Source organism: Rhodoferax sp. EU05-FHT12H12, from assembly GCF_058791215.1.
The window spans coordinates 699,120-724,337 of the sequence record NZ_JBYTDI010000002.1; the positions used below are offsets into that span (position 1 = coordinate 699,120).

Below are 25,218 nucleotides of genomic sequence, written 5' to 3' on the forward strand. Positions count from 1 at the left end.
CTGGCGCGTCAGGTGCGCGGCTTGTCCAGCAAATACAGCAGCTGCGCCTTGGCCTCGGGCCATTCGCCGCTGCGCATGCTATACATCACGGTGTCGCGGATGGTGCCGTCGCGGCGCAGCGCGTGGCCGCGGATCACGCCGTCTTTCTTGGCGCCCAGGCGCTCGATGGCGGCCTGGGACGCGAAGTTGAAGTTGTCGGTGCGCCAGCCGACCACGTGGCAGCCCAGCGTCTCGAAGGCGTGGGTCAGGAGCAGCAGCTTGGCGGTGGTGTTGACGTGGCTGCGCTGGCTGCTTTTGCCATACCAGGTCCAGCCGATCTCCACGCGTTTCAGTGCGGGCACGACGTCGTGGTAGCTGCTGCAGCCCAGCACGCGGCCGGTGGCTTCATCGGTCACGGCGAAGGCAAAGCGGTTGCCCGCCTCGCGCATGGCCAGCGCGTCTTCAATGTACTTGCGGGTCTGCGCGGGTTCGGGCACCGAGGTGATGCGCAGGGTCCAGAGTTCGCCATCGGCAGCGGCAGCGCGCAGGCCGGCTTCATGCTCCAGGCCCAGCGGTACCAGCTTGACGCCGCGGGCACTGAGGGTGACGGGTTCGACAAATGCCATGGGCTCAGTCCTTCTTGTCTTGGTTGCGGTTGTGCCAGCGGCGGGCCAGTTGCAGGCCCAAGCCACCGCCCAGGCCCACCAGCACAATGCCGCCAATGCTGGCGCCGCCGTAGCCGGAGGCAAACACATCCAGCCCCATCAGGCGGCCGGCCCAGAAGCCGAGCAGCGCGCCGCCCACAAAGCCCACGGCGTCAGACACGCCTTCGATCATTGGATTATTTTTCATCGGGTGTGGCTCAGCGGTTGTGGCGTTGCATGAACATCAGTTTCTCGAACAGTGTGGTGTCCTGCTCGTTTTTCAGCAGCGCGCCTACCAGGGGTGGCACGGCCATTTTGTCGTCTTTGCTTTGCAGCGCCTCGGCGGGGATGTCTTCGGCCATCAGCAGTTTGAGCCAGTCCAACAGTTCACTGGTCGAGGGCTTCTTCTTGAGGCCAGGCAGATTGCGCACGTCAAAGAAGGTCTTCATCGCGGCGCTGACCAGCTCTTTCTTGAGGCCGGGGAAGTGCACGTCCACGATGCTTTGCATGGTGGTGGCATCGGGGAACTTGATGTAGTGGAAGAAGCAGCGGCGCAAGAAAGCGTCGGGCAGCTCCTTCTCGTTGTTGGAGGTAATGAACACCAGCGGACGGTGCTTGGCCTTGATCAGTTCACGCGTCTCGTAGCAATAAAACTCCATGCGGTCGATCTCGCGCAGCAGGTCATTGGGGAATTCAATGTCGGCCTTGTCGATTTCGTCGATCAGCAGCGCCACCGGCTTGTCTGCGGTGAAGGCTTGCCACAGCACGCCCTTGACGATGTAGTTCTGGATGTCCTTGACTCGCTCGCCACCATCGATGTCGGACAGCTGCGAGTCGCGCAGACGACTCACGGCGTCATATTCATACAGGCCTTGCTGGGCCTTGGTGGTGGATTTGATGTGCCACTGCAGCAGGGGCATGTCCAGCGCCGCCGCCACCTCTTCGGCCAGCATGGTTTTGCCGGTGCCGGGTTCGCCCTTCACCAGCAGCGGGCGCTGCAGCGTGATGGCTGCGTTGACCGACAGCATCAGGTCCTGGGTGGCGACGTAGTTCTTGGTTCCGTGGAATTTCATGGCGTGGGCGGGCAGGGCAAAGGTGGTCGGACCCAAGGAGGCAGAAAAAAAGCCTGCCAAGGGCACGGGTGGTGGTCGATATAATCGGCGTGCTGATTTATATCAATCACCGTCTGGATTGTCCCCGCAAAATGAACAAATTCCTCTTGTCCCTGTCTGTTGCGCTTGTCGCCTCTGTGACCGTTTTCGCTGCCCATGCCGAGGGCGTCCAAGGCGACATCAAGGCTGGTGAAAAGAAGAACGCCATGTGCATTGGCTGCCACGGCATCGTGGGCTACCAAGCCAGCTTCCCAGAAATCCACAAGGTCCCCAAGATCTCCGGCCAAGGCGGCAAATACATTGCCTCCGCCCTGAACGCCTACAAAACCGGCGACCGCAAACATGCCTCCATGCGTGGTATCGCTGCTTCGTTAACCGATCAGGACATCGCTGACCTGGCCGCCTACTACGAAGCCAGCGGTGCCGTGGAAGGTGCCCAGGCTTTGGCCAAGGCGCCCGAGGGTTCCGAGAAGGTGAACGCCTTGCTGACCAAGGGTGCCTGTGCCTCCTGCCATGGCGATTCGTTCAGCAAGCCCATTGACCCCACCTACCCCAAAATCGCCGGCCAGCACAGCGATTACCTGTTTGTGGCCCTGAAGGCCTACAAGGTGGAGGGCAACGCCCAGGTGGGCCGTGGTAACGCCATCATGGGTGGCGTGGCCAAGCAGTTCACCAATGCGGAGCTCAAGGAGCTGTCCAACTACCTGGGCAAGCTGCCGAGCGAACTCAAGGTGGTGCCGCAAAGCCGTTTCCGCTAAGCAAGGCACCGCCCCCGTAAAAAGCCGCTCTTGAGCGGCTTTTTTTGTGCATGGTTTGCCCTGCGTGTGGGGGTGACTGCACACGGGCGTCATGGCGCCATTCAGCTGGGAGCTGACCGACGCGGTCGGCCCCAAAGTCTGATCAGTCTTTGGTGGCGTGCCGCTGCACGCAGGCGATGTAGGCATTGCCGTCGGGTGGCCGACCGGCACGCTGGCTTTCCCACAACATGGTGCCCAAACATTCCATGGCCTCGTGGTGGGCTTGGTGCAGTGAGTTGCGCTTGTGGGTGAGCAGCTCCACCGCCTGGCGGATGCCGCGTGGCTGGTCGATGCTGCACTGCTCGCTGATGGAGAGGTGCATGCTCAGGTGCAAGAACGGGTTGGTGCGACCCTCGGTGGCCTCGTACATGGTGGCCAGTGCTGTGTCCACATCGGCAAAGTCGGCGGCATACTCGGGGTGCTCGTCCATCCACTGGGATGCTATGGTTTCGATAGCTTCTAGCGCAACACCCGTGCGGGCCTTGGCGTAAGTGGAGCAAAAAAATCGACGTACGTCTTCTTGGGAGGGGCTGAACATGGCGCCAAGGTTAGCACGTGCCTGCCAGGGCCGTGGGAGGCGCGGGAGCGCGTACATTTCCACGCATGACATTTCCGTTGATCACCGATCCGTTTTTCTATGCCGTCACCATTCCTGCCGTGCTGCTGCTGGGCATTAGCAAAAGCGGCTTTGGTGCGGGCTTTGGCTCGCTGGCCGTACCCATGATGGCGCTGGCGGTGAGCGTGCCAGAGGCTGCAGCCATCCTGATGCCGGTGCTGTTTCTCATGGACGTGCTGGGCATGGCGGCGTTTCGCAAAGACTTTGACCTCAAGCTGCTGAAGTTTTTGATTCCCTGCGGCCTGGTCGGTATTGCCGTAGGTGCGCTGCTGTTCAAGGTGCTCAACGCGCATACCGTGGCTGCCATGGTGGGGGGCTTCACGCTGTTGTTTCTGGCGCAGCGCTTGCTGTTTCCACCCAAGCCCGACAGCGCACCACCGCCGCGCTGGCTGGGTGCCATTCTCACCGCCACCTCGGGCTTTACCAGCTTCATCGCCCACGCGGGCGGCCCGCCCATCAACGCCTATGTGATCCCGCTCAAGCTCAGCCCCCTCAAGTTCACCGCCACCATGGCGTTTTTCTTCTTTGTGGTGAACCTGAGTAAGTGGATTCCCTATGGGGTGCTGGGCCTGCTGGATATGCGCAACATGGCCACCAGCCTGGTGCTGCTGCCCTTGGCGCCTGTCGGCGTGTGGATCGGGGTGCGCCTGGCGCGGCGCATCAGCCAGGTGTTGTTTTACCGCTTCCTCTACGCCGGCATGTTTTTGACGGGCGTGAAGCTGCTGTGGGACGGCCTGGTCTGACGCTGTGCCCCGCGTGCAGGCTTACTTGGAGGCCCAGTAGGTAGCGGGACCGGGCAGATCGGTGGCGTCGTTGTTGACGACCTTCATCCAGCGCAGGCCGGTGTCGTGCATCCAGGTTTGCAAGTGTTGGCGGTAAGCCGGGTTCACATCGGCATTGGCATCGGCCCGCAGCAAAAAGGTGATGTTCATGGCCTTGCCGCGAAACTTGTTGCTGTTGATATCGACCGCCACGGCGCTGTTGGGCAACTCGTCGGCGTGGGGGGCCAGGCCAGAGAGGTAGGCCTTGAACCAGTTGTCCGGCCCGGTGGGTGCGTCCTTGACGATCTGGCGCAGGTTGTACAGCGCATTGCTGCGTGCGCAGGCATAGAGCATGGCGTTGGCATTGACGTTGAAGTTGTCGACCAGGCCGAGCGGGTCGTCGGTGGTGCAAGGGTGGTTGCCCCAGTTGATGGGAATCGAATTTGGGGTGAAGTGCACCACCATGGCAAACAGGGGGCTGTCCCCCCGGTCCAGCCGACGCAGGGTGAGTGACACGCGTGGGGTGCTGCTGGGGCTGTCACTGCGTCCGCCGGTCAGGGGGAGTTCCACCACGCTGCGGTTGACGACCGCCCAGTTCCCTTCGGGCAGAGGAATGGGTTTGGTAAACAGGCCCAGGGCAATGCCGCTTGCCGTGAGGGTGGTGCCGACCTCAATCTGGTCGTACGCCACTTGGGCTTGGCTGGTGGTGGCGATGGCCAACAGGCTGGCCAGAAGGCACACGGTCCGGCGTGCGGTGCAGTAATTTCGCAAAACTTGTCTCCCAGAAATAATCTGCAGCGATGCTACCGACCTGGGCCAAGGGGCGCCATCCCCCAAAAGAGTGATTCTGGTGCCTCATGGGTCCCAGCCGTGGGGGCGGCGCTGGGCTTGTTCCGCGCGCTCTTGTGCCATTTGCTCTTCCAGCTGTTGGCGGCCCTGCTTGATCACGGCGATCAGCTTGGAGCTGTCCTTGTAGTGCGGGTGCAGTTTCTCAAACAGCTCCAGGTTGTGCTGGCGAAAGCGCATGGCCGTCTGGCGGGCCGCGTGGGGTTCGTGGCCCAGCAGCTCCAACACACTGCGTGCGCTGCGCAGGCTGGACTCGAACAGCTCGCGCTCCACCCGCATCACGCCGCGTTCGCGCAGCTGGTTCCAGTGCGTCACGTCGCGCGCGCGCGCCACAATCTGCAGCTGCGGAAAGTGCGCCTGCGCCAGATCCACAATCTCCAGCGATTGCTCCACGTCGTCCACGGCCACCACCAGCACCTTGGCCGTGGCGGCGCCCGCGGTGCGCAGCAGGTCCAGGCGGGTGGCGTCGCCGTAGAACACCCGGTAGCCAATGTTGCGTGCCACTTCGATCATCTCGGCGTCGTGGTCCAGCACGGTGGTGGCAATACCTTGGGCGGTCAGCAGGCGGCCAATGATCTGGCCATAGCGGCCAAAGCCGGCGATGACGATGGGCGCATCCTGTTGCTCGGAAATCTCTTCCAGCGTGGGCACCCCACAGTTGGCATAGCGCGGCAGCAGCAGCCGGTCTACCGCCACCAGAATCAGCGGACTCAGCAGCATGGACACGGCCACTGCGCCAATCAGCAGCGAGGCAGTCTCGGCCGGAAACACATGCGCCCCGGCGGCGGCCTGGAATACGACAAACGCAAACTCGCCGCCCTGCGCCAGCAGCAGCGTGAACACCGGCCGCTCTTGGAAGGGCAGCTGGATGTGGCGTGCCAACGCGTAAATCACGGCCCCCTTGATGGCCAGAAAGCCCAGCACCACGAGCGCCATGATGCCGGGCGACGCCAGCAACACGCCAAAGTCGATGCTCATGCCCACGGCGATAAAAAACAGGCCCAGCAGCAGCCCCTTGAAGGGCTCAATGTCGGTCTCCAGCTCGCGCCGGTATTCACTCTCGGCCAGCAGCACGCCGGCCAAAAAGGCCCCCAGCGCCATGCTCAGACCCACCAGCAACATCAGCGCCGAGATACCCACCACCAGCAGCAGCGCTGCGGCGGTGAAGATTTCGGGCGTCTTCGAGCGCGCAATCCAGCGCAGCAGCGGGCGGATCAGCAGGCGCCCACCCAGCACAATACCGGCAATGACTGCTATGATTTTGATAGCTGCTTGCGCATATTCCATGGGCGCTGAGGTCTCATTTGTTGCTGAAACCACGCCCAGCAGCGGCAGCAGCGCCAGGATGGGGATGGCGGCCACGTCCTGGAAAAGCAGGATGGAAAACGCCGCCTGCCCGCTGCGGGTGGGCAGCAGGTTGCGCTCGCCCATCACCTGCAGCGCAATCGCGGTGCTCGACAAGGCCAGACCCAACGCAGCCACCACGGCCAGGCGCCAGCCCACGCCGCAGGCCACGGCCACCAGCGCCAACAGCAGCGCGCAGCCCAGCACCTGGGCGGCGCCCCAGCCAAAGATGGAGCGGCGCAGGTTCCACAGGCGTTTGGGCTCCAGCTCCAGGCCGACCAGGAACAGCATCAGCACCACGCCAAATTCGGCAAAGTGCAGGATGTCTTCCACATTGGTCACCAGGCCCAGGCCCCAGGGGCCAATGGCAATGCCGGCCGCCAGGTATCCAATGATGGAGCCCAGGCCCACGGCCTTGGACAGTGGCACGGCAATCACCGCCGCACTCAAATAGATGAAGCTGTTGATCAGCCAGGTCGGTGCGTGTTCCATCAGTGTTGGTCCCCCACGGTTTCGTGCGCGGGCCGGTCGGTGTCGGGCACCACACAGGCCGGGCAGCTTTCCATGTCGTCCAGTTCGGGCCACTGCGGATAGCTGGCCAGACGTTCGGCAAACATGGCCACATGGGTGTCCACCTCTGCGCTGTCCACCCGGTGTGCGCCGTGCAGCACCAGGGGCGGCAAAAAACGCATGCCGCAGAGGGCCGCGGTCTGTTCATAGGGGGGCAAAAAGGCGTCGAAAAAATAGCGGTTGTAGCCTTGCGGGTGGTAGGAGCCCTCGGGCCCGCCGGTGGTGGCCACCAGCCACAGGTCCTTGTCCTGCAGCGCCTTGCCGCCGCCGTAGGCCCAGCCATGGGTGAGCACTTCGTCCACCCAGAGCTTGAGCAGCGCGGGCATGGAGTACCACTGCACCGGGTGCAACAGCACAATCAATTGGGCGTCCTGCAGCCGGGCCTGCTCGGTCGGGACACGGATGCTGTAGTCCGGATAACGCGCATACAAGTCGCAGACTTCTGCGCTTTCGGTGGCAAGGGCGGCCTGCAGTAGGCGCCGGTTGACACGGGATTCGCGCCAGTTGGGGTGGGCGGCGACCACGTACACGGGTTTGGCTGGCGTGGCGGGCGGTGCTTGGTGTTCGGTGTCCATGCCGATAACATAGCGCAGTTCCACCCTCCAAGGAGTCGTGTATGCCCGTGGTTGTTGTCGCCAATCCCAAAGGCGGAGTGGGTAAGTCCACCCTGGCTACCCAGATCGCGGGCTACTTTGCCTCCCAGGGGCATGCCGTCATGCTGGGGGATGCCGACCGGCAGCAGTCCTCGCGGCTCTGGCTCACGTTGCGGCCAGCTGCGGCCCGGCCCATCCGCAGCTGGGACGTGGGTGATGACCAGATTGCCAAACCGCCCAAGGGCACCACCCACGTGGTGCTGGACACCCCGGCCGGCCTGCATGGCAAGCGCCTGAAAGAGGTACTCAAACTCGCTGACAAGGTGGTGGTACCACTGCAGCCCAGTGTGTTCGACATCTTTGCCACCCGCGCCTTTTTGGACGAGCTGGCCGATAGCGCCCATGCCGCCAAGACGCAGATCGGTATCGTGGGGATGCGCGTGGATGAACGCACCCGCGCAGCCGACCAGTTGCACACCTTTGTCGACAGCCTGGGCCTGCCGGTGCTGGGCTTTGTGCGCGACACACAAAACTACATCCAGCTCGCCGCGCGCGGCCTCACGGTGTTTGACGTGGCGTCGGGGCGGGTAGAGCGCGATCTGGCGCAGTGGCAGCCGGTCTGCCAGTGGCTGGACGCGAAGTAGCGACCGGACCGGTTTGTCACCCGGCGGACATGCCGCAGCGTTGCGGCTGGCTACAGTGGACGGCATGACAACCTTTGCCACCCTTGCCGAACTCTCCGCCCTGGTGGGCCAACATGTGGCCACCAGCGCGTGGGTCACCGTTACCCAGGAGCACATCAACCTGTTCGCCCAGGCCACGGGCGACCACCAGTGGATCCACGTGGATGTGGAGCGTGCCAAGGCGGGCCCGTTTGGTGCGCCCATTGCGCACGGGTTTCTGACGCTGTCGCTGATTCCGCAGTTCTTCGAAAGCGCCATCACGGTGACCGAGGCGCGCATGGGCGTGAATTACGGGCTCAACAAGGTGCGCTTTATTGCCCCGGTGCCGGTGAATAGCCGCCTGCGCGCGCAGCTCACGCTGTTGGCCAGCGACCCCATCGACAACGGTGGCCGCCAGCAAACCTGGGAAGTGACGATTGAGCGTGAGGGCTCGCCCAAACCGGTCTGTGTGGCCGAATCGCTGGTGCGCCAGTACCCTTAACGCGCTAGGAGGCAACCCCACCGCCGGGCCGCCCCAAGGTGGGTTAGTCCCCCTGGGGGCCAGCGACCCGCGACGCGGCGGAGCGTGGGGGCTTTATTCTCCGAAACCGTTTTGCCGCCAGGCCTCAAAGACGGTCACAGCGACCGCGTTCGACAAGTTCAGACTACGCTGCCCGGGCAACATGGGTAGGCGCAGACTGCGCTGGGCGTCAAACGCGGCGCGCACCGTGTCCGAAATCCCCTTGGTCTCTGAACCAAACACCAGCCAGTCGCCCGGCTGGAACGCCACTGCGTAAGGGCTGCGTGTGCCACGTGTGGTCAGCGTGAACATGCGATCGATGGCGGGTTGCTCGGTATCCAGGAACGCTTGCCAGTTGGCATGGCGCTTGAGCGCCGCGTACTCGTGGTAATCCAGCCCGGCGCGGCGCATGTGTTTGTCGTCCATTGAAAACCCCAGCGGCTCCACCAGGTGCAGCGTGCAGCCTGTGTTGGCCGCCAGGCGGATGACATTGCCCGTGTTGGGCGGGATCTCGGGTTCGACCAAAACGATATGGAACATGGCCGCTATTGTCGCGCGGCCGTGGCCCCCTTTTTATTCCGTTCGGGCGAATACCAGCACCGTGATGTGCGCTGCTCCTGCGGTGCGCAGAGCGGTGCTGGCCGCATGCAGCGAAGCGCCGCTGGTCATGACGTCGTCGACCAGTGCCACACGCTGCCCCTGCAGTTCCTTGCTGCGCAGGGGTTCTACCGCAAACGCGCCTTGCACACTGCGCAGGCGTTCTTGGCGTGGCAAGCTGCTCTGGGGGGGTGTGTCGCGCACACGCAGCAGCAGTTCGGTATTCACCTTGCCGGGCGCCAAGTGGCGCGCCAGTTCCAGAGCTTGGTTAAAACCCCGGGACTGCAGGCGCTGGGCCGACAGGGGCAGTGGCAGCACCAGGTGCGCAGCCTCCAGAGCGGGTTCCACCCACGGGGCGCTGCGCATCAGAGTGGCCAGGGTGCGAGCCCACGCGGGGTGTTGCTGAAATTTGAATTCCACGACCAGACCGGACCAAGGGTAGTCGTAGGGTACGGCCGCCAACGCGGCATCCCACAGCGGTGGTGCGGTGATGCAGGCACCGCAGCGCGGCATGCCGGCGGGCAGGGGCAGGGCACAGGTTTCGCAGCGGTGCACCGGCTGCGCGAACTGGGCCACACAGTCCTCACAGACGGCATGCGTCGGCCAGGCGTGGCACACGGCGCACCGGCTGGGCAGGTGCCGCGATACCCCCTGAAGCAGCTGGCGGAACATGCAGGCAATATACTCGCCAGCGCTTTCCGCACCCACCCCATGAGCACCCAGCGTCCCCCCACCATCGACCCCGTTGCCGCTACCCGCTGGGCCACCTTGGCACCGAAACAGCTGGAGTCGCCTTGGTTGCATGAAGAGGTGGCACGCCGCATGGAAGAGCGTTTGCAGTGGATCGTCCAAAAGCCGCGCCAGTGGGTGCACTGGGGGGCATTGCGGGGTGGCCTGCAGGCCCAGGGGCTGGTCAGCCAGCGCTACCCGGAATCCACCTGTTTTGTGCTTGAAAGCACCGCTGAGCGTGCGCAAGCAGCTCGTAATTTGATAGCAAAACCCTGGTGGAAGCCGAGTGGCTGGCGGGGGGCGCCGGTCCAGTTCGAGGTGCCCCCGCAGCCGGTGCAGATGCTCTGGGCCAATATGGCGTTACACACCGCTGCCGACCCCGAGGCTCTGATTGCCGAGTGGCATCGGCTGATTGCGGTAGAGGGTTTTGCGATGTTCTCGTGCCTGGGGCCGGACACGCTGCGCGAGTTGCGTGCCGTGTACGCCCGCATGGGCTGGCCTGCGGCGGGCCATGAATTCACCGACATGCACGACTGGGGCGATATGCTGGTGCATGCCGGCTTTGCAGAGCCGGTGATGGACATGGAGCGCATCACATTGACCTACTCCTCCCCGCAAAGCCTGCTTGCAGAGTTGCGCGGCCTGGGGCGCAACCTGCACCCCCAGCGCTTCGCGGGTTTGCGTTCCCGGGCCTGGTTGGCGCGCTTGCATGGAGCCCTTGTCGAGGGCCTCGCCTCGCCTGCGGGGGATGGGCGTTTGCAGCTCACCTTTGAGGTGGTCTATGGCCACGCCTTCAAGCCAGCGCCGCGTCTGAATGTGCAGGCTGAAACCTCGGTATCGTTGGAGCAAATGAGAGCAGTTCTCAAACACGGTCCGAATGGCTCCAGGGGCGGCGTCTAAGCGATTACCCGGGGTTGGCGGTTTGCTTTTTTGAGGCGGATCAACAAGATGTCTCGACTACAATGCTAGGAATAAAAGGTACGGGCATTTCCCCCTGCAGTCTCGTCCCGGTTCGGTAAGAGCCGGGTCTTTTCGGGCAAGCCGCATGACGAATTTGGTTTTTCGCTTTGCGACGGTACAAGGGCGGCACGTTCAGTGGTTTTTGCGGCGCAACTGTTCCGTTACGCCTTGGCAACTGGTCTGGCTGTATGTATCACTGTGTGTGGTGTCGCTGGGAATCGGAATGTTTTTCTGGTTCCAGGGTGCTACGTTGGTGATCCCCTTTGCAACCCTCGAACTGCTTGCGGTGGGGTTTGCGTTTTTGGTGTACGCCCGGCATGCCGCTGATGGTGAGCACATCTCCTTGCGGGATGGCCAATTGTTGGTGGAGTTGGAAAGTGCCGGCAGGCTGGAGCGCGCCGAATTTTCGCGGGAATGGGTAAGGGTGGAGCCACGGTCAGGCAACGGGTCGTTGATCGAGTTGTCGGGGCGTGGCAAAACGATTCGGGTAGGTCGGTTTATCAGGCCAGAGCTGCGTCCGCTGCTTGCCAAAGAAATCCGACTCGCGCTGCGTTCAGCCTGAATGGCCGTGCCCAGCTGCTGCGTATTTGGTAATTTTGGGGCTTAGAAAAGTGAACACGATGAAGAGCATATTGAACAAACTGGCTACCCCCTTGCTGGCGGTGGGCGCGTGGGTGGGCACAGCGGCATTGAGCTTGGCACATGCTGTCAATGATTTGCCTGGCGGGCCCGCCGTGAATCAATTGAATCTGGCACCTGCGGTGACCAAGATCGCGCAAGAGCAACAGTGGTTGCATTGGTTCATGCTGATTGTGTGTTCTGTTATTTTTGTTGCCGTGTTCTCGGTGATGTTTTATTCCATCTGGAAACATCGCAAGTCGCAGGGCTACAAGGCCGCCACCTTCCATGAGTCGGTGACGGTGGAAATCATCTGGACCATCGTTCCCTTTGTCATCGTGATCCTGATGGCCCTGCCCGCCACCAAGGTGGTGGTGGCCATGAAAGACACCACCAACGCCGACCTGACCATCAAGGCTACCGGCATGCAGTGGAAGTGGGGCTATGACTACCTCAAGGGTGAAGGCGAAGGCATTGGTTTTGTCTCCACATTGGACAGCGACCAGCGCGCCATGTCCGACGCCGGCGGCCCCAAGAAGGGTGAGTCGATCGACAACTACCTGCTCAAGGTCGACAACCCTCTGGTGGTGCCTGTGGACAAGAAGGTCCGCATCATTACCACTGCCAACGATGTGATCCACGCTTTCATGGTGCCAGCCTTTGGTATCAAACAAGATGCGATCCCCGGCTTTGTGCGCGACACCTGGTTTCGTGCTGAAAAAGTGGGTGACTACTACGGTCAGTGCGCCGAACTGTGCGGCAAAGAACACGCCTACATGCCCATCCACGTGAAGGTGCTGTCCGCTGAAGATTACTCTGCCTGGGTGTCTGCCGAGCAGAAGAAAATGGCCGCCAAGCTGGATGACCCCAGCAAGGTATGGACTTTGGATGACATTTCCAAGCGCGGTGAAAAAGTCTACGCACAAAACTGTGCCGCCTGCCACCAGGCCAACGGGAAGGGCGCCGGCGCCATTAAGCCCCTGGACGGTGCTGCTGTGGTGCTCGATGCTGACAAGAACAAACAAATCGCGGTTCTGCTGAATGGCCAGAACAACGGTGCCATGCCTTCGTGGAAGGCCTTGAGCGACACCGACATCGCGGCAGTTATCAGCTACACCAAGAACAACTGGTCTAACAAGACGGGTCAACTGGTGCAGCCGGCCGACGTGTTGGCATTGCGCAAGTAATGTTCCCCAGACTGAACGAAGAGAATTGAGAAGGACAGCAGAATGAGCGCCGTACTAGACCATCACGACCACGCCCATGACGACCACCACCACGCCCCCACGGGCTGGCAGCGCTGGGTGTTTGCGACCAACCACAAGGACATCGGTACCCTGTACCTGCTGTTCAGCTTCACGATGCTGATCATCGGCGGCATTCTGGCCTTGCTGATCCGGGCAGAGCTCTTCCAGCCCGGTTTGCAACTGGTGAACCCTGAGCTCTTCAACTCGCTGACCACCATGCACGGTCTGATCATGGTGTTCGGCGCCATCATGCCGGGCTTCGTGGGCTTCGCCAACTGGATGATCCCGTTGCAAATCGGCGCCTCCGACATGGCCTTTGCCCGCATGAACAACTTCAGCTTCTGGCTGATGATTCCTGCGGCTTTGATGCTGGTCTCTTCGTTCTTCATGCCTGGTGGCGCACCCGCTGCCGGTTGGACGCTCTATGCGCCCTTGACCTTGCAGATGGGCCCCTCCATGGATGCCGGCATTTTTGCCATGCACATTCTGGGTGCTTCTTCCATCATGGGTTCGATCAACATCATCGTGACCATCCTCAACATGCGCGCCCCCGGCATGACGCTGATGAAGATGCCCATGTTCTGCTGGACCTGGCTGATCACCGCGTACCTGCTGATTGCCGTGATGCCCGTGTTGGCTGGTGCTATCACCATGACGCTGACCGACCGTCACTTCGGTACCAGCTTCTTCAACCCCGCTGGTGGTGGCGACCCGGTGATGTACCAGCACATTTTCTGGTTCTTCGGCCACCCTGAGGTCTACATCATGATCTTACCGGCCTTCGGCATCGTCAGCCAGATTGTTCCCGCCTTCGCACGCAAGAAGCTGTTCGGCTACGCCTCCATGGTGTATGCCACTTCCTCGATCGCCATCCTGTCCTTCATCGTGTGGGCCCACCACATGTTCACCACCGGTATGCCGGTGACTGGCCAGTTGTTCTTCATGTACGCCACGATGCTGATCGCCGTGCCTACCGCTGTGAAGATCTTCAACTGGATCGCCACTATGTGGCAAGGGTCCATGACATTTGAAACCCCCATGCTGTTTGCTGTGGGCTTCATCTTTGTGTTCACCATGGGTGGTTTCACCGGCCTGATCTTGGCTATGGCGCCCATCGACATCCAGTTGCAAGACACCTACTACGTGGTGGCCCACTTCCACTATGTGCTGGTGGCCGGCTCGCTGTATGCCATGTTTGCCGGGTTCTACTACTGGGCACCCAAGTGGACTGGCGTGATGATCAGCGAAACCCGCGGCAAGATTCACTTCTGGTGGTCGCTGATCGCGTTCAACGTGACTTTCTTCCCCATGCACTTCCTGGGTCTGGCCGGCATGCCCCGTCGTTATGCTGATTACCCCATGCAGTTCGCAGATTTCAATGCTGTGGCCACAGTGGGCGCATTTGCCTTCGGCTTGGCGCAGGTCTACTTCTTTGTGTGGGTGGTGTTGCCTGCCATGATGGGCAAGGGAGAAAAAGCGCCCCAGAAACCCTGGGAAGCTGCTGAAGGTCTGGAGTGGGAAGTTCCCTCGCCTGCACCTTTCCACACATTTGAAAACCCACCCAAGCTGGACGCCACTGCAACCAAGGTGATTGGTTAATGGCCACGCCAGAGCAAAAGAAAGCAAATACACGCCTGGGGCTGATTCTGGCCTCGGTCGCGGCGATCTTTTTCATCGGCTTCATGGCACGTTTGGTATTGCTGGGCAAATGAGTATGGGATTCAAGCGCGAGAACTCCCGCATGTTGGGCAAGCTGGCGGTGATTACCGTTGGCATGTTCGCATTCGGCTATGCGCTGGTGCCCATTTACAAAACCATTTGCGAAATGACTGGCATCAACATCCTGGCCTTGGGTGAGCAGGTGCTGACCGGTCAGAAGGGGCAGGTCAGCAACACGCAAGTGGATACCAGCCGCACCATTACCGTGGAATTTGATGCCAATGCCCGCGGCCCATGGGAATTCAAGCCCGCACAGCGTTCTTTGCAGGTGCATCCGGGTGAGTTGACCACGGTGGTGTATGAATTCCAGAACGTGCAGAACCGTCGCATGTCAGCGCAAGCGATTCCGAGCTATGCACCGATGCAAGCGTCTGCGCATTTCAATAAGCTGGAATGTTTTTGTTTCAACCAGTACACGCTGGAGCCCGGTGAGAAGAAGTCGTGGCCCGTGGTCTTTGTGATTGACCCCAAGCTGTCCAAGGACGTCAGCACTATTACGCTGTCGTACACCTTCTTTGAGGTGGGTGGCAAAACACCTGCGGCACCGGTCGCCAGTGTGAAACCAGCGTCCGCAGAAAGTGCAGGCTCCTGATGGCACTCAAAGCACCCGGTCAAGACCAGGACAAGGCGTCGTTTGTGCGTAGCGTCAAATTGGTGGCGTGGTCCTTTTTGGGCATTCGCAGCAACAAGGGGTACCGCGATGACCTCGCCAAGGTGAATCCCATGCACGTGGTGCTGGTGGGCTTGGTCGCCGCCGTGTTGCTGGTGGTAGGTTTGATCAGTTTGGCGAAATGGGTTGTGGCCGCCTGAGCGGTGAAGCGGCAGCAGCTTTCAGAGATTTGGATTAGAGAAGGAATGGAGCAAAAATGAGTTCAACAACACATGGCGGAACGCCGTACTACTTTGTACCCGGTCCTTCGCGTCACCCAGTCATGGCGGCAGCCGGACTGTTTTTTGTGATTCTGGGCGCAGGCCAGTGGATCAATGGCGCGGATTGGGGCAAGTACTCTTTGGCCTTGGGCTTGGTCTGGTGGCTGGCGGTGTTGTACCAATGGTTTGGTGACGCCATTGCCGAGAGCGAAGGCGGTCAGTATGGCCGCAAGATCGACCTCTCGTTCCGCTGGAGCATGAGCTGGTTCATCTTCTCTGAAGTGATGTTCTTCGGTGCCTTCTTCACCGCTTTGTGGTGGGCCCGTTCGCACTCGGTGCCTGCCTTGGGCAGCCTGGAAAACGCTTTGCTGTGGCCCGACTTCAAAGCGGTATGGCCCAGTTTGGCCGCCGGTGTGACAGCCTCACCAGCTGGCATTGTGGAGCCTTTCACCACCATGGGCCCCTTTTGGCTGCCTACCATCAACACTGCTTTGTTGTTGACTTCTGGTGTGACCTTGACCATCGCACACCATGCGCTGGTGGACGGCAATCGCAGCAAGACCATCGCCTTCATGTGGGCTACGGTATTGCTGGGTGTGACCTTCCTGCTTGTGCAAGGCTACGAGTATTACCACGCGTACACCGCCTACAACCTCAAACTGAGCTCGGGTGTGTTCGGCTCCACTTTCTACATGTTGACCGGTTTCCACGGTTTCCACGTGCTGGTGGGCATGCTGATGCTCTTGTTCATCACCTTGCGCCTGCAAAAGGGCCACTTCACCTCTGAGCGTCACTTCGGTTTCGAAGGCGCAGCCTGGTACTGGCACTTTGTGGACGTGGTGTGGTTGGGCTTGTACGTGTTGGTGTACTGGCTCTAAGCCAAGCATTTGCGCCTCTTCAAAAAGGCACCGCTTGCGGTGCCTTTTTTAATGGGGAGGTTTATCTCTCGCCACTGGGCAGTGGTTCAACTGCCTTGCGGAATGCCCGTGGGGTGGATATAGCCCAACTTCCAGGCCAACAAGATGCATACAAACAACAGGATGGAAAAGCCAACGCGCAAAGCCAGTGCCTTGGCCATGCCGCGGGACTTGCTGCTTTGGGCCTGGCCGCCACGCAACATGAAGAACAGGGCGGTACCCAGGCTGGCCAGGATGGCGAGGAATGCAATGGCGACGAGTAGGGTCATGCAGGGGATTATCCCGTGAGTCTGCGTTGGCGTCGTGTGGTGGTGGGAATGGCTGCGGTCGCTGCGGTGGCGTTGGCCGTGTCGCTGGGGCGCTGGCAGCTGGACCGTGCCGCGCAGAAGGAAGCCCTGGCCCAGTCCATCCGAACCGAGGGCAGCAAGGCCGCGCTGACCGCCAGCGATATTCTCCAGGCGACCCGGCGTGATGCGTTGGTGCACCGTACGGTGCGCCTGCAGGGCCGTTGGCTGGCCGAGCGTACGGTGTATTTGGACAATCGGCAAATGCAGGGTCGCGTCGGTTTTTTTGTACTGACACCGCTGCAACTGGCTGATAGCCCATCCGTCGTGCTGGTGCAGCGTGGCTGGGCGCCGCGCAATTTTGAGAACCGCACCGCACTGCCGATGGTGCAGACGCCGAAAGAGCTGGTGTTTGTGGAAGGGCGTATGGCCCCGCCTCCGTCCAAGCTTTACGAGCCGGGTCCATCTTCTGTCGGTGCAATCCGGCAAAATCTCGACTTGGCCCAATTCCAGGAGGAGACGGGCCTGCCGCTTTTGCAAGACCTGAGCGTGGTGCAGACGGGTGCTGCCAGTGAAGGTCTCTTGCGAGAGTGGCCTGAAATCAACCTGGGCGTTGACAAGCACTACGGCTATGCGGCGCAGTGGTTTGCCCTGGCGGCCCTGATCGTGGCGCTGTACGTATGGTTTCAGCTCCGTCCACTTTTATTTGTTTCCAAGGATTCCCATGTCTCGCGCCAACCCGAATGATGACCACCCTCTGGGCCTGACCGTGCACTCCATGCCGGTGCCAGACCAGGGCTTGGCCAGTGCTGGAGCGCGCACTCGCCTGGGCCGCTGGAAGATGCTGATGGTGATGCTGGTGTGTGCCGCGCCGGTGATCGCTTCTTACTTCACCTATTACGTGGTGCGGCCTGAAGGACGGCGCAACTTTGGCACGCTGATTGATCCCCAGCGCCCTTTGCCCGATGTGGTGGGCACTGCACTGGACGGCAAGCCTTTGAATCTGCGCAGCCTGAAGGGCCAGTGGTTGTTTGTGAGCGTGGCAGGTGCCGACTGTGATGCCGAATGCGGCCAGCGCCTGTACCTGCAGCGCCAACTGCGCGAGAGCTTGGGCAAGGAAAAAGACCGCTTGGATTGGGTCTGGCTCATCAACGACACCCAACCCGTGGCCGAAGCCCTTCTGCCTGCGCTCAAAGACGCCACCGTGATCCGGGTGCCATCCGCGGACCTCAGCGCTTGGCTGGTGGCCCAAGAAGGCGCGGCCTTGCCGGACCACCTGTATGTCGTCGACCCGATTGGCAACTTGATGCTGCGCTTCCCGCCCAAGCTGGACCCCGAGGGTGCGCTCAAGGCCAAGCGGGATCTGGACCGGCTGATGCGCGCCGCTGCTTTCTGGGACAAAGCCGGGCGCTAAGCCCGCATTCCTGCACACCATGTCGCCAGCCTTGTACGACCTGTCTCCCGTCTTGCGCCTGCTCCTGGTGGGCGGGGTGCTGACTGCCGTGCCACTGCTCTGGGTATTGCTGCGCCACCGGCGCACCAGCCCCATGGGCCGCTACCAGGCGCTCACCGTGGTGACCCTGTTTTTGACCTTTGACCTGGTGCTGTTCGGCGCCTTTACGCGTCTGACCGACAGTGGTTTGGGCTGCCCCGACTGGCCAGGCTGCTACGGCAGCGCCAGCCCCTTGGGTGCCAAAGAGGCCATTGCCACGGCGCAAGCCGCCATGCCCACCGGCCCTGTGACCCACGGCAAGGCTTGGGTGGAGATGGTGCACCGCTACCTGGCGACCGGTGTGGGAGGCTTGATTCTGGTGCTGGCGGTGTCGGCCTGGCTGGGCCGCAAGAGTTATCTGCAGCAACCGCGTGTGAGCCCTTGGCTGCCCACCTTCACCTTGGTTTGGGTGTGTGTGCAGGGCGCGTTTGGTGCCCTCACGGTGACCATGAAGCTGTTTCCGGCCATCGTGAGCCTGCATCTCTTGGGGGCCTACCTGTTGCTGGCACTGTTGACCGTGCAGGTGGTGCGCAACGGCGGCATGGCAGCGGTGGTGCCGTCATGGGTCAAGCCCTGGGCGGTGGCTGCCCTGACCATGCTGGTGTTGCAGGCCGCGTCGGGCGCCTGGGTCAGCACCAACTACGCGGTGTTGGCGTGTACGGAATTCCCCATGTGCCAAGGCAGCTGGTGGCCGGCCATGGACTTTGGTGGCGCACTGGAGCTCTGGCGGCCCTTGGGCGTGGGCCAGGATGGCGGGCACATCAGCTTCCAGGCACTTACTGCCATTCACTTTGCCCACCGCCTGTTGGCGCTGGTCACCGTGCTGCTATTGGCCCGCCTGGCGTGGCGCCTGCGTGCGGTGCCCGCTTTGCGCGCACCTGCGCGCTGGCTGGGCGGATTGTTGTTGTTGCAAGTGGCCACAGGCCTGAGCAATGTGGTGCTGGACTGGCCGTTGCTGGCGGCCGTGTTGCACACGGGGGGCGCGGGGGCCATGCTGGTGTCCCTGGTGTGGACCTTGTCCCTGGCGGGCCAGCCCCCCTTGAATGGAAAAACGGAATGACTGCGAACGCTTCTATGGACAAGCCCTCGGTGCTGCGCCAATTTCACGCGCTGACCAAGCCCCGGGTGATTCAGCTCATCGTCTTTTGTGCCTTGATCGGCATGGTGCTGGCGGTGCCGGGTGTGCCCAGCTTGGCGCAAATTGGACTGGCTGCCATCGCCTGCGCGGGCATCTACCTGGTGGCGGGTGCGGCGGCGGCCTTCAACTGCATTGTCGAAAAAGGCATAGACGCCAAGATGAAGCGCACCGCCTGGCGCCCGACCGCGCGCGGTGAGCTCAGCGACACGCAAACCCTGATCTTCTCGGCTTTGCTGTGCGCGGTGGGCTCTGCCATTCTGTATGTCTGGGTCAACCCGCTCACCATGTGGCTGACCTTTGCCACCTTTGTCGGCTATGCGGTCATCTACACCGTGATCCTCAAGCCGCTCACGCCGCAAAACATTGTCATTGGCGGTGCCTCTGGCGCCATGCCCCCGGTGCTGGGCTGGGCCGCCATGACCGGTGATGTGGGCCCCGAAGCGCTGATTTTGTTTCTCATCATCTTCCTGTGGACGCCGCCCCACTTCTGGGCGCTGGCGCTCTACCGGGTGGAAGACTACCGCAAGTCCGGCCTGCCCATGCTGCCGGTCACCCACGGCAGCGAGTTCACACGCCTGCAGATCTTGCTCTACACCATCATCCTGGCGGCGGCCTGTGTGTTCCCGTTTGTCTATGGCATGAGCTCCTGGCCCTACCTGGTGGTGGCGCTGGGCTTGAGCGCCGGCTTTTGCTGGTACGCCGTGCGCCTGCTGCGCAACTACTCGGACGAGCTGGCGCGCGCCACCTTCCGCTTCTCCCTCATCCACCTGAGTGTGCTGTTTGCCGCACTGCTGGTGGATCACTACCTCTTGTGAGATCTGCCATGCACAAACGTCTTGCTCTTAAATCGATAGCTATTGGCGCAATGGCCATGGGCTCCATGGCTATTTTGACTGCATGTTCGGAGCAAAAGCCCTCGTTCGCCTCGGTGGACGTGACGGGCGCCAACTACGCCAAGGACTTCGAGCTGACAGACCACAACGGCCAGGTGCGCCACCTGACCGACTTCAAGGGCAAGGTGGTGGTGATGTTCTTCGGCTTTACCCAGTGCCCCGATGTGTGCCCCACCTCCATGGCCGAGCTGGCCGAGGTCAAGCAACTGCTGGGCAAAGATGGTGACCGCCTGCAAGGCCTGTTTGTCACGGTGGACCCGGAGCGCGACACGGCACCGGTGCTCAAAGCCTATATGGGCAACTTCGACCCCACCTTCCTGGCCCTTAGCACCACGCCCGACAAGCTCGCGGCCTTGGCCAAGGACTACAAGGTCTATTACAAAAAGGTGGAAGGCAAGACCCCGACCAGCTACACCATGGACCACTCCGCGGGCAGCTACATCTACGACCCGCAAGGCAATCTGCGCCTGTTCACCCGCTACGGCAGCGGTGCCAAGGTGCTGGCGTCCGACATCGCCCAGCTGCTCAAAAGCAGCTCCTGAGCGGATTTAGATAAAAACGGGCTCTAGCGCCCGTGGAATATGCGCAAGCAGCTCCTGTTTTGATAGCTGCTGGCGCGTACTTCAGTCGATCTTGATGCCCTGGCTGGCGATGATGCCGCCCAGCAGGGCCGTGTCGGACTTCACGCGCAGGCGCAGGCCTTCGGCTGTGGTGCCCACCACCGTCCAGCCTTGCTGGAACATCTTCTGGCGCATCTCCGGGCTGCGCGCAATCTCGCTGAACAGCGTGGCCAGTTTGGCCGCTGCTGCTGCTGGCAGGCTGTTGGGGGCGGCCACGGCGTTCCAGATCTCCAGGTTGAAGTTCTTCACACCGGCTTCGGACAGGCTGGGAAGCTCGGGCGCCAGCGGGCTGCGCACGCTGGCCGTCACGCCAATCGCCTTGAGCTTGCCGGCCTTGATTTGGGCGTTGGCCAGCGCCGGGGGCAGCAGGCTCAGATGCAAGTCACCGGCAATCATGGCGGTGGCCACTTGCGGGTAGCCGGGGTAGGGCACATGCACCGGGGCAATCTTGGCCTGCGACTTGAACAACTCCATGCCCAGGTGGCCCACAGTGCCCATGCCGGGGGTGCCGTAGTTCCAGCGGTCACCGGCCGCGCGTGCGGCCTGCAAAAACTCGCTGGCATTGTTGCCGGGGGCATTGGCCGGCGCCGTCAGCACCAGGGGCGACACGCCCAGCAGGCTCAGGGGCTGCAAATCCTTGAGCGGGTCGTAGCTCAGCTTGGGATTCAGCAGCTTGGCAATCGTCATGTTGCCGTTGATCATCAGGCCGATAGTGTGTTTGTCCGTGGCCTTGGCCACGTAATCGGCAGCGATGTTGCCGGCCGCGCCCACCTTGTTTTCCACAATCACCGGCTGGCCCAGGGCCTTGGACAGGGGCTCGGCAAACGCCCGTGCCGTCAGGTCGGGCGACGACCCGCCCGGAAAGCCCACGATGATGCGTAGCGGTTTGCTCGGCCAGGCCGCGGTTTGAGGTGCTTTTTGGGCCATAGCCCCCGTGGATAATGCGCAAGCAGCTATGGAAAGTGTAGCAAGGGTGAGCGCGCGGCGTTGCATGGTGGTATGTCTCCAGAATAAAAAAGCCCCTGCGGGCGGGCCAGCAGGGGCATTGTCGCGCAAGCGCCGCAGCGCCTGGTGTGGGCTCAAGCGTAGGCGGCCAGCGCAGTCTTCATCTTCTTCATGGCCGCCACCTCGATCTGGCGGATGCGCTCGGCGCTCACGCCGTATTCGGCGGCCAGGTCGTGCAGCGTCATGCCGCCGCTGTTGTCGTCGTTCACCTTGAGCCAGCGCTCTTCCACGATGCGGCGGCTGCGGTCGTCCAGGCTGGCCAGTGCGGTGGCAATGCCATCGGTTGCCAGCACATCGCGCTGGCGTGCCTCAATCATGGCCACGGGTTCGTGGTTGGTGTCGGTCAGGTAGGCGATGGGGCCAAACGCGTCTTCGCCGTCGTCGGAGGGGCTGGGGTCCAGCAGCACGTCGCCACCCGAGAGGCGGGTTTCCATTTCCAGCACTTCCTCGCGCTTCACATTCAGCTCGCGGGCCATGGCGTCCACCTGCGCAGGGTTCAGCGTGTCGCGGTGGGTGTCCAGGTCGGCAGCGGCATCTTCGCCCTTGAAGCGCTGCTTCATGGAACGCAGGTTGAAGAACAGCTTGCGCTGCGCCTTGGTGGTGGCCACCTTGACCATGCGCCAGTTCTTCAGGATGTATTCGTGGATTTCGGCCTTGATCCAGTGCAGCGCGTAGCTCACCAGGCGCACACCCTGGTCGGGGTCGAAGCGCTTGACGGCCTTCATCAGGCCCACATTGCCCTCCTGGATCAGGTCCCCGTGGGGCAGGCCGTAGCCCAGGTATTGGCGCGACACAGACACTACCAGGCGCAAGTGAGAGAGCACTAACTTACCGGCAGCTTCAAGGTCATTGTCATTCTTGAACTTGCGCGCAAACTCCTGCTCTTCTTCCAGCGTGAGCATGGGCAGGCGGTTGGCGGCAGAAATATAGGCGTCCAGATTCCCCAGTGGCGGCACCAGCGACCACGGATTGGCCGGGGCCAGGGCAGTTTGGGGCATAGCGAGCAGTGTGGACATGCAGAACCTCCTTGTGTTCAGTCTTTATATTAGCACTCGTCTGAGTTGAGTGCTAAAGAGAAGTTCAATGACCCCAATAGGAATCGGATGAAGTTGTGTAAAGCCCTGCTGCCCCGCGTTTAGGGCATAAAAAAAGGGGCCGAAGCCCCTGTTTGAAACACAGTGGTGGGGTCTCAGGCCCACTGCACCGTGCCCTTGCCGCTGTACCAACGGTCCAACTGGGGTTCCACGGCCGCCTCGATGCGGTTGCGGCGGATCTTCATGGTGGGCGTCAGGAAGCCGTTTTCGATCGACCAGGGTTCGGGGGCGATCACCAGCATCTGCAGCTTCTCGTAGTCGGCCAGTTCGGCGTTCACATCCTTGAGCAACTGGGTCAGGTCGGCGGTGATCTGGGCCTTGACGGCCGGGTCTTTGACCGTGGGGCGCACGGTTTCGGCCAGCACCACCATGGCGTAGGCTGAGGGGTGGCCCACGCCAGAGACCATGCTCAGCTCGATCAGCGGGCAGGCGTTGATGCGGTTCTCGATGGGCGCGGGTGCCACGTACTTGCCCTTGGAGGTTTTGAACAGCTCTTTCACTCGGCCGGTCAGGCGCAGCAGTCCGTCGGCGCGGCGCTCGCCCTTGTCGCCGGTGCGGAAGAAGCCGTCTTCGGTGAACACCTCGGCGTCCAGGTCGGGCCGCTTGTAGTAGCCCACAAACTGGCCGGGCGACTTGATCAGCACTTCGCCTTCTTCACTGATGCGGACTTCCACACCCTTGAGCGGCACGCCCACGCAGCCGGGGGCGTTCACCTTGGCGGTGGAGTTGTGCGAGTAGGCAAAGTCCTCCGTCATGGCGTAGCCCTCGATGAGGTTAAGCCCCAGGCGGCGGTACCAGGCAATCAGCTCGGACGGGATGGGCGCCGAGCCACTGCCCGCCAGCAGCGCGTGGTCCAGGCCCAGGCCCTTGAGCACCTTGCGCCCGACGATCTTGCCCAGGATGGGGATGCTCAGCAGGCGGTCCAGCTTCTTGGGGGGCATCTTGGCAAACACGCCTTGCTGGAATTTGAGCCAAAGGCGCGGCACCGAGATAAAGGTGATCGGCTTGGCGCGGTTCAGGTCCTGCACAAAGGTGTCCAGCGACTCGGCGAAGAACAGGTGGGTGTTGCCATCCACCAGCGATGCGCTTTCCACCCAGGCGCGCTCAAACACGTGCGCCAGCGGCAAGTAGGACAGCATGCGGTTTTTCACGTCCGCCCCGATGCGCGACTTGGTGTCGTGGCTAATGCCCTCGGCCGCTGCGGTGATGCGCTCGAAACTGTGCATCACGCCCTTGGGCTGGCCGGTGGAGCCAGAGGTGTACATCAGGATGCCAATGTCTTTGGCGTCACGGGCCACTTTGCCCTGCAGCGGCTGGGTGCGGGCGACCACGGCGTCCCAGCTCTCGTAGCTGTTTTTGGGCGCCAAGGGGAAGGCAATGCGGGGCAGTGCGTCTGGAATGCCGGGCAACTGCTGGTCAAAGGTGTCGAGCTTGCCCACAAACAGCAGGCTGGCCTCGCTGTGGTCCAGCACGTAGCGCACGGTGTCGGCAGTCTCGGTCGGGAAGATGGCCACGGTGGTACCACCCGCCAGCCAGATGGCCAGCTCCGCCATGATGAAGTGGGCACAGTTCTTGGACAGGATGGCGATGCGCGCGCCGGGTGCCAGGTTTTGTGCCTTCAGGTGTGCGGCCATGCGGCGTGACTCGTCCATCACCTGGCGCCAGGTGTAGTCCTTGACCTGCCCGCCGCCGGTGGGCTGGGTCAGGTAGACCTGATCGGCCAGCCGGGTTTCGTGGTCGTAGACGTAGTCGAGGATGAGTTTGGCTTGGGCCATGGATTTGTCTCCTGTTTTAAAAATGTTTGCAGCATTGTCTGGTGATTTGGCGGCAGTAGAGAGCTTTGGGCGACTATTTCCCTGCAAAAACGCGGTTTTACAGTATTTACCCTAGGTTTTTTAACCGCAAAACTTGGCATTTTTTGTCCTCTTGTGGTCTGCGCCGGTGCTTACGGTGCCTGGGGCACTCCGTTAGCATGAAGGCATCTTTCATCGCACCGAGAACCCCATGACCAAGCCCTCGTCCCCCAAAGCCGCCCTCATCGTCATCGATGTGCAGGAGTCCTTCGCCCAAATGCCTTTTTGGCCAGAAGGCATCCACGCACCGTTTCAGCAAGCCTTGCTGAAGCTGGACGCCGGTGCCCGCGCGGCGGGTGTGCCGGTGGTGCACATCTACCATGTGGGGCGTGCGGGGCCTTTCTTGCCCGAGTCTGGTTTTGTCAAGCCTTTGCCGTGGTTGCCGGGTGCCCCGGCGGTGCGTTTCGACAAACACACGCACAACGCGTTTACCGACACCGGGCTGGACCTGTGGCTGCGCCGCCAGGGCGTGACCAAACTCCTGATCAGCGGCATCCGCACCGAGCAGTGCTGCGAAACCACGGCGCGTGTGGGTTCGGACTTGGGTTACGACGTGGACTTTGTGTCCGAAGCCACGCTGACCTTTCCCATGACACACGCTGGCAGCGGTCGCACCTTCAGCGCGGAAGAGATCACCACGCGCACCGAGCTGGTGTTGGCAGACCGCTTTGCGCGTATCGTCGATGTGGACACCTGCCTGGCCGGTCTGGTCCCTTCATCGAAGCAATAAGGAGAGCT

At 61.8% G+C, this 25,218-nt stretch carries 31 protein-coding genes; 18 read left to right on the forward strand and 13 right to left on the reverse strand.

Annotated features, from left to right (window positions below; genetic code table 11):
* Positions 1-8: 8 nt before the first annotated feature.
* The 3 genes from AC3WS7_RS08080 to AC3WS7_RS08090 are packed head-to-tail and all read right to left on the reverse strand — an operon-like array spanning position 9 to position 1,696.
* Positions 9-605: a GNAT family N-acetyltransferase gene (locus AC3WS7_RS08080; protein WP_492655978.1), complete on the reverse strand. Its 597-nt coding sequence runs from the start codon at positions 603-605 to the stop codon at positions 9-11.
* Between the two features lie 4 nt (positions 606-609).
* A complete protein-coding gene (locus AC3WS7_RS08085) occupies positions 610-831 on the reverse strand; it encodes a hypothetical protein (protein WP_492655979.1) in 222 nt (73 codons plus the stop codon).
* Between the two features lie 10 nt (positions 832-841).
* Complete coding sequence (locus tag AC3WS7_RS08090; protein ID WP_296467141.1) at positions 842-1,696, reverse strand: AAA family ATPase; 855 nt, start codon at positions 1,694-1,696, stop codon at positions 842-844.
* A 131-nt stretch (positions 1,697-1,827) separates the two neighbouring features.
* Here AC3WS7_RS08090 and AC3WS7_RS08095 point away from each other — a divergent pair, with 131 nt between their 5' ends.
* Positions 1,828-2,493 carry a c-type cytochrome gene (locus AC3WS7_RS08095; RefSeq protein ID WP_296467137.1) on the forward strand — a complete coding sequence of 222 codons (666 nt, stop codon included), beginning with the start codon at positions 1,828-1,830 and terminating at the stop codon, positions 2,491-2,493.
* Positions 2,494-2,635: 142 nt separating this feature from the next.
* Here the strand turns inward: AC3WS7_RS08095 and AC3WS7_RS08100 are convergent, their stop codons facing one another.
* A complete protein-coding gene (locus tag AC3WS7_RS08100) occupies positions 2,636-3,070 on the reverse strand; it encodes a DUF1841 family protein (RefSeq protein ID WP_296467134.1) in 435 nt (144 codons plus the stop codon).
* Between the two features lie 65 nt (positions 3,071-3,135).
* Between AC3WS7_RS08100 and AC3WS7_RS08105 the strand changes: the two genes are divergently transcribed.
* Positions 3,136-3,891, forward strand: coding sequence for a sulfite exporter TauE/SafE family protein (locus AC3WS7_RS08105; RefSeq protein ID WP_296467132.1), 756 nt, complete (start codon positions 3,136-3,138; stop codon positions 3,889-3,891).
* Between the two features lie 21 nt (positions 3,892-3,912).
* Here the strand turns inward: AC3WS7_RS08105 and AC3WS7_RS08110 are convergent, their stop codons facing one another.
* The 3 genes from AC3WS7_RS08110 to kefF all read right to left on the reverse strand — a co-directional run bounded on the left by AC3WS7_RS08110 (position 3,913) and on the right by kefF (position 7,244).
* The gene (locus AC3WS7_RS08110; protein ID WP_492655980.1) at positions 3,913-4,680 is read right to left on the reverse strand and encodes a hypothetical protein; all 768 of its coding nucleotides are present in this window, start codon (positions 4,678-4,680) and stop codon (positions 3,913-3,915) included.
* 84 nt (positions 4,681-4,764) lie between these two features.
* A complete protein-coding gene (kefC, locus tag AC3WS7_RS08115) occupies positions 4,765-6,591 on the reverse strand; it encodes a glutathione-regulated potassium-efflux system protein KefC (RefSeq protein WP_492655981.1) in 1,827 nt (608 codons plus the stop codon).
* Entirely contained in the window at positions 6,591-7,244 is a 654-nt protein-coding gene (gene kefF, locus AC3WS7_RS08120) for a glutathione-regulated potassium-efflux system oxidoreductase KefF (RefSeq protein ID WP_492655982.1), read from the reverse strand. The genes kefC and kefF overlap by 1 nt, the downstream gene beginning before the upstream one ends.
* Positions 7,245-7,285: 41 nt before the next feature.
* Between kefF and AC3WS7_RS08125 the strand changes: the two genes are divergently transcribed.
* Together AC3WS7_RS08125 and AC3WS7_RS08130 are read left to right on the forward strand one after the other, a co-directional pair.
* Positions 7,286-7,906: a ParA family protein gene (locus tag AC3WS7_RS08125; RefSeq protein WP_492655983.1), complete on the forward strand. Its 621-nt coding sequence runs from the start codon at positions 7,286-7,288 to the stop codon at positions 7,904-7,906.
* Between the two features lie 64 nt (positions 7,907-7,970).
* Entirely contained in the window at positions 7,971-8,426 is a 456-nt protein-coding gene (locus AC3WS7_RS08130) for a MaoC family dehydratase (RefSeq protein ID WP_492655984.1), read from the forward strand.
* A gap of 93 nt (positions 8,427-8,519) precedes the next feature.
* On the opposite strand, the gene trmL is transcribed toward AC3WS7_RS08130, so the two are convergent.
* Complete coding sequence (gene trmL, locus AC3WS7_RS08135) at positions 8,520-8,984, reverse strand: tRNA (uridine(34)/cytosine(34)/5-carboxymethylaminomethyluridine(34)-2'-O)-methyltransferase TrmL (protein WP_296467114.1); 465 nt, start codon at positions 8,982-8,984, stop codon at positions 8,520-8,522.
* Positions 8,985-9,017: 33 nt separating this feature from the next.
* Positions 9,018-9,713 (reverse strand): phosphoribosyltransferase family protein, encoded by a 696-nt coding sequence (locus AC3WS7_RS08140; RefSeq protein WP_492655985.1) that lies wholly within the window; start codon positions 9,711-9,713, stop codon positions 9,018-9,020.
* A gap of 39 nt (positions 9,714-9,752) precedes the next feature.
* On the opposite strand from AC3WS7_RS08140, the gene AC3WS7_RS08145 reads away from it, so the two are divergent.
* From AC3WS7_RS08145 to AC3WS7_RS08180, 8 genes are all read left to right on the forward strand, one after another.
* A complete protein-coding gene (locus AC3WS7_RS08145; RefSeq protein WP_492655986.1) occupies positions 9,753-10,670 on the forward strand; it encodes a methyltransferase domain-containing protein in 918 nt (305 codons plus the stop codon).
* 145 nt (positions 10,671-10,815) lie between these two features.
* The gene (locus AC3WS7_RS08150) at positions 10,816-11,292 is read left to right on the forward strand and encodes a DUF2244 domain-containing protein (protein ID WP_296467106.1); all 477 of its coding nucleotides are present in this window, start codon (positions 10,816-10,818) and stop codon (positions 11,290-11,292) included.
* Positions 11,293-11,350: 58 nt separating this feature from the next.
* Positions 11,351-12,535, forward strand: a complete 1,185-nt coding sequence (gene coxB / locus AC3WS7_RS08155) for a cytochrome c oxidase subunit II (protein ID WP_296467103.1) — start codon at positions 11,351-11,353, stop codon at positions 12,533-12,535.
* A gap of 42 nt (positions 12,536-12,577) precedes the next feature.
* The gene (gene ctaD / locus AC3WS7_RS08160) at positions 12,578-14,194 is read left to right on the forward strand and encodes a cytochrome c oxidase subunit I (RefSeq protein WP_296467100.1); all 1,617 of its coding nucleotides are present in this window, start codon (positions 12,578-12,580) and stop codon (positions 14,192-14,194) included.
* Positions 14,194-14,307, forward strand: coding sequence for a cytochrome oxidase small assembly protein (locus AC3WS7_RS08165; protein WP_296467097.1), 114 nt, complete (start codon positions 14,194-14,196; stop codon positions 14,305-14,307). The genes ctaD and AC3WS7_RS08165 overlap by 1 nt, the downstream gene beginning before the upstream one ends.
* A gap of 2 nt (positions 14,308-14,309) precedes the next feature.
* The gene (locus AC3WS7_RS08170) at positions 14,310-14,906 is read left to right on the forward strand and encodes a cytochrome c oxidase assembly protein (protein ID WP_296467961.1); all 597 of its coding nucleotides are present in this window, start codon (positions 14,310-14,312) and stop codon (positions 14,904-14,906) included.
* Positions 14,906-15,124 carry a DUF2970 domain-containing protein gene (locus tag AC3WS7_RS08175; RefSeq protein WP_492655987.1) on the forward strand — a complete coding sequence of 73 codons (219 nt, stop codon included), beginning with the start codon at positions 14,906-14,908 and terminating at the stop codon, positions 15,122-15,124. The genes AC3WS7_RS08170 and AC3WS7_RS08175 overlap by 1 nt, the downstream gene beginning before the upstream one ends.
* A gap of 56 nt (positions 15,125-15,180) precedes the next feature.
* On the forward strand, positions 15,181-16,062 hold the full coding sequence (locus AC3WS7_RS08180) for a cytochrome c oxidase subunit 3 (RefSeq protein WP_296467090.1): 882 nt from the start codon (positions 15,181-15,183) through the stop codon (positions 16,060-16,062).
* Positions 16,063-16,148: 86 nt separating this feature from the next.
* On the opposite strand, the gene AC3WS7_RS08185 is transcribed toward AC3WS7_RS08180, so the two are convergent.
* The gene (locus AC3WS7_RS08185) at positions 16,149-16,370 is read right to left on the reverse strand and encodes a twin transmembrane helix small protein (protein WP_296467087.1); all 222 of its coding nucleotides are present in this window, start codon (positions 16,368-16,370) and stop codon (positions 16,149-16,151) included.
* A 48-nt stretch (positions 16,371-16,418) separates the two neighbouring features.
* Between AC3WS7_RS08185 and AC3WS7_RS08190 the strand changes: the two genes are divergently transcribed.
* Genes AC3WS7_RS08190 through AC3WS7_RS08210 form a run of 5 tightly spaced genes read left to right on the forward strand, consistent with a single transcriptional unit; the run spans position 16,419 to position 20,450 of the window.
* On the forward strand, positions 16,419-17,132 hold the full coding sequence (locus AC3WS7_RS08190) for an SURF1 family protein (RefSeq protein ID WP_492656172.1): 714 nt from the start codon (positions 16,419-16,421) through the stop codon (positions 17,130-17,132).
* Positions 17,110-17,799 carry a redox-active disulfide-containing membrane protein gene (locus tag AC3WS7_RS08195; RefSeq protein ID WP_492655988.1) on the forward strand — a complete coding sequence of 230 codons (690 nt, stop codon included), beginning with the start codon at positions 17,110-17,112 and terminating at the stop codon, positions 17,797-17,799. Before AC3WS7_RS08190 ends, AC3WS7_RS08195 begins: the two co-directional genes overlap by 23 nt.
* A 19-nt stretch (positions 17,800-17,818) precedes the next feature.
* On the forward strand, positions 17,819-18,937 hold the full coding sequence (locus AC3WS7_RS08200; RefSeq protein ID WP_492655989.1) for a COX15/CtaA family protein: 1,119 nt from the start codon (positions 17,819-17,821) through the stop codon (positions 18,935-18,937).
* Positions 18,934-19,830, forward strand: a complete 897-nt coding sequence (gene cyoE / locus AC3WS7_RS08205) for a heme o synthase (RefSeq protein ID WP_492655990.1) — start codon at positions 18,934-18,936, stop codon at positions 19,828-19,830. Before AC3WS7_RS08200 ends, cyoE begins: the two co-directional genes overlap by 4 nt.
* 8 nt (positions 19,831-19,838) lie before the next feature.
* On the forward strand, positions 19,839-20,450 hold the full coding sequence (locus AC3WS7_RS08210; RefSeq protein WP_492655991.1) for an SCO family protein: 612 nt from the start codon (positions 19,839-19,841) through the stop codon (positions 20,448-20,450).
* 81 nt (positions 20,451-20,531) lie between these two features.
* On the opposite strand, the gene AC3WS7_RS08215 is transcribed toward AC3WS7_RS08210, so the two are convergent.
* The 3 genes from AC3WS7_RS08215 to AC3WS7_RS08225 all read right to left on the reverse strand — a co-directional run bounded on the left by AC3WS7_RS08215 (position 20,532) and on the right by AC3WS7_RS08225 (position 24,402).
* Positions 20,532-21,521, reverse strand: coding sequence for a Bug family tripartite tricarboxylate transporter substrate binding protein (locus tag AC3WS7_RS08215; protein WP_492655992.1), 990 nt, complete (start codon positions 21,519-21,521; stop codon positions 20,532-20,534).
* Between the two features lie 86 nt (positions 21,522-21,607).
* Positions 21,608-22,549, reverse strand: a complete 942-nt coding sequence (rpoH, locus tag AC3WS7_RS08220) for an RNA polymerase sigma factor RpoH (RefSeq protein ID WP_296467072.1) — start codon at positions 22,547-22,549, stop codon at positions 21,608-21,610.
* A 173-nt stretch (positions 22,550-22,722) separates the two neighbouring features.
* Positions 22,723-24,402 carry an AMP-binding protein gene (locus AC3WS7_RS08225; protein ID WP_492655993.1) on the reverse strand — a complete coding sequence of 560 codons (1,680 nt, stop codon included), beginning with the start codon at positions 24,400-24,402 and terminating at the stop codon, positions 22,723-22,725.
* A 229-nt stretch (positions 24,403-24,631) separates the two neighbouring features.
* Between AC3WS7_RS08225 and AC3WS7_RS08230 the strand changes: the two genes are divergently transcribed.
* Entirely contained in the window at positions 24,632-25,210 is a 579-nt protein-coding gene (locus AC3WS7_RS08230) for an isochorismatase family protein (RefSeq protein WP_296467066.1), read from the forward strand.
* The last annotated feature ends 8 nt before the right edge of the window (positions 25,211-25,218 follow it).

Bases quoted from the DNA above. Each gene is read 5' to 3' on its own strand.
- AC3WS7_RS08145 (WP_492655986.1), top strand. From the start codon at position 9,753: ATGAGCACCCAGCGTCCCCCCACCATCGACCCCGTTGCCGCTACCCGC.
- AC3WS7_RS08095 (WP_296467137.1), top strand. From the start codon at position 1,828: ATGAACAAATTCCTCTTGTCCCTGTCTGTTGCGCTTGTCGCCTCTGTG.
- trmL (WP_296467114.1), bottom strand. From the start codon at position 8,984: ATGTTCCATATCGTTTTGGTCGAACCCGAGATCCCGCCCAACACGGGC.
- AC3WS7_RS08195 (WP_492655988.1), top strand. From the start codon at position 17,110: ATGTCTCGCGCCAACCCGAATGATGACCACCCTCTGGGCCTGACCGTG.
- coxB (WP_296467103.1), top strand. From the start codon at position 11,351: ATGAAGAGCATATTGAACAAACTGGCTACCCCCTTGCTGGCGGTGGGC.
- AC3WS7_RS08165 (WP_296467097.1), top strand. From the start codon at position 14,194: ATGGCCACGCCAGAGCAAAAGAAAGCAAATACACGCCTGGGGCTGATT.
- AC3WS7_RS08190 (WP_492656172.1), top strand. From the start codon at position 16,419: ATGGCTGCGGTCGCTGCGGTGGCGTTGGCCGTGTCGCTGGGGCGCTGG.
- AC3WS7_RS08215 (WP_492655992.1), bottom strand. From the start codon at position 21,521: ATGCAACGCCGCGCGCTCACCCTTGCTACACTTTCCATAGCTGCTTGC.
- AC3WS7_RS08175 (WP_492655987.1), top strand. From the start codon at position 14,906: ATGGCACTCAAAGCACCCGGTCAAGACCAGGACAAGGCGTCGTTTGTG.
- rpoH (WP_296467072.1), bottom strand. From the start codon at position 22,549: ATGTCCACACTGCTCGCTATGCCCCAAACTGCCCTGGCCCCGGCCAAT.
- AC3WS7_RS08180 (WP_296467090.1), top strand. From the start codon at position 15,181: ATGAGTTCAACAACACATGGCGGAACGCCGTACTACTTTGTACCCGGT.
- AC3WS7_RS08170 (WP_296467961.1), top strand. From the start codon at position 14,310: ATGGGATTCAAGCGCGAGAACTCCCGCATGTTGGGCAAGCTGGCGGTG.
- ctaD (WP_296467100.1), top strand. From the start codon at position 12,578: ATGAGCGCCGTACTAGACCATCACGACCACGCCCATGACGACCACCAC.
- kefF (WP_492655982.1), bottom strand. From the start codon at position 7,244: ATGGACACCGAACACCAAGCACCGCCCGCCACGCCAGCCAAACCCGTG.
- AC3WS7_RS08185 (WP_296467087.1), bottom strand. From the start codon at position 16,370: ATGACCCTACTCGTCGCCATTGCATTCCTCGCCATCCTGGCCAGCCTG.
- AC3WS7_RS08105 (WP_296467132.1), top strand. From the start codon at position 3,136: ATGACATTTCCGTTGATCACCGATCCGTTTTTCTATGCCGTCACCATT.
- AC3WS7_RS08200 (WP_492655989.1), top strand. From the start codon at position 17,819: ATGTCGCCAGCCTTGTACGACCTGTCTCCCGTCTTGCGCCTGCTCCTG.
- AC3WS7_RS08140 (WP_492655985.1), bottom strand. From the start codon at position 9,713: ATGTTCCGCCAGCTGCTTCAGGGGGTATCGCGGCACCTGCCCAGCCGG.
- cyoE (WP_492655990.1), top strand. From the start codon at position 18,934: ATGACTGCGAACGCTTCTATGGACAAGCCCTCGGTGCTGCGCCAATTT.
- AC3WS7_RS08100 (WP_296467134.1), bottom strand. From the start codon at position 3,070: ATGTTCAGCCCCTCCCAAGAAGACGTACGTCGATTTTTTTGCTCCACT.
- AC3WS7_RS08085 (WP_492655979.1), bottom strand. From the start codon at position 831: ATGAAAAATAATCCAATGATCGAAGGCGTGTCTGACGCCGTGGGCTTT.
- AC3WS7_RS08230 (WP_296467066.1), top strand. From the start codon at position 24,632: ATGACCAAGCCCTCGTCCCCCAAAGCCGCCCTCATCGTCATCGATGTG.
- AC3WS7_RS08210 (WP_492655991.1), top strand. From the start codon at position 19,839: ATGCACAAACGTCTTGCTCTTAAATCGATAGCTATTGGCGCAATGGCC.
- AC3WS7_RS08125 (WP_492655983.1), top strand. From the start codon at position 7,286: ATGCCCGTGGTTGTTGTCGCCAATCCCAAAGGCGGAGTGGGTAAGTCC.
- AC3WS7_RS08130 (WP_492655984.1), top strand. From the start codon at position 7,971: ATGACAACCTTTGCCACCCTTGCCGAACTCTCCGCCCTGGTGGGCCAA.
- AC3WS7_RS08225 (WP_492655993.1), bottom strand. From the start codon at position 24,402: ATGGCCCAAGCCAAACTCATCCTCGACTACGTCTACGACCACGAAACC.
- AC3WS7_RS08150 (WP_296467106.1), top strand. From the start codon at position 10,816: ATGACGAATTTGGTTTTTCGCTTTGCGACGGTACAAGGGCGGCACGTT.
- kefC (WP_492655981.1), bottom strand. From the start codon at position 6,591: ATGGAACACGCACCGACCTGGCTGATCAACAGCTTCATCTATTTGAGT.
- AC3WS7_RS08090 (WP_296467141.1), bottom strand. From the start codon at position 1,696: ATGAAATTCCACGGAACCAAGAACTACGTCGCCACCCAGGACCTGATG.
- AC3WS7_RS08080 (WP_492655978.1), bottom strand. From the start codon at position 605: ATGGCATTTGTCGAACCCGTCACCCTCAGTGCCCGCGGCGTCAAGCTG.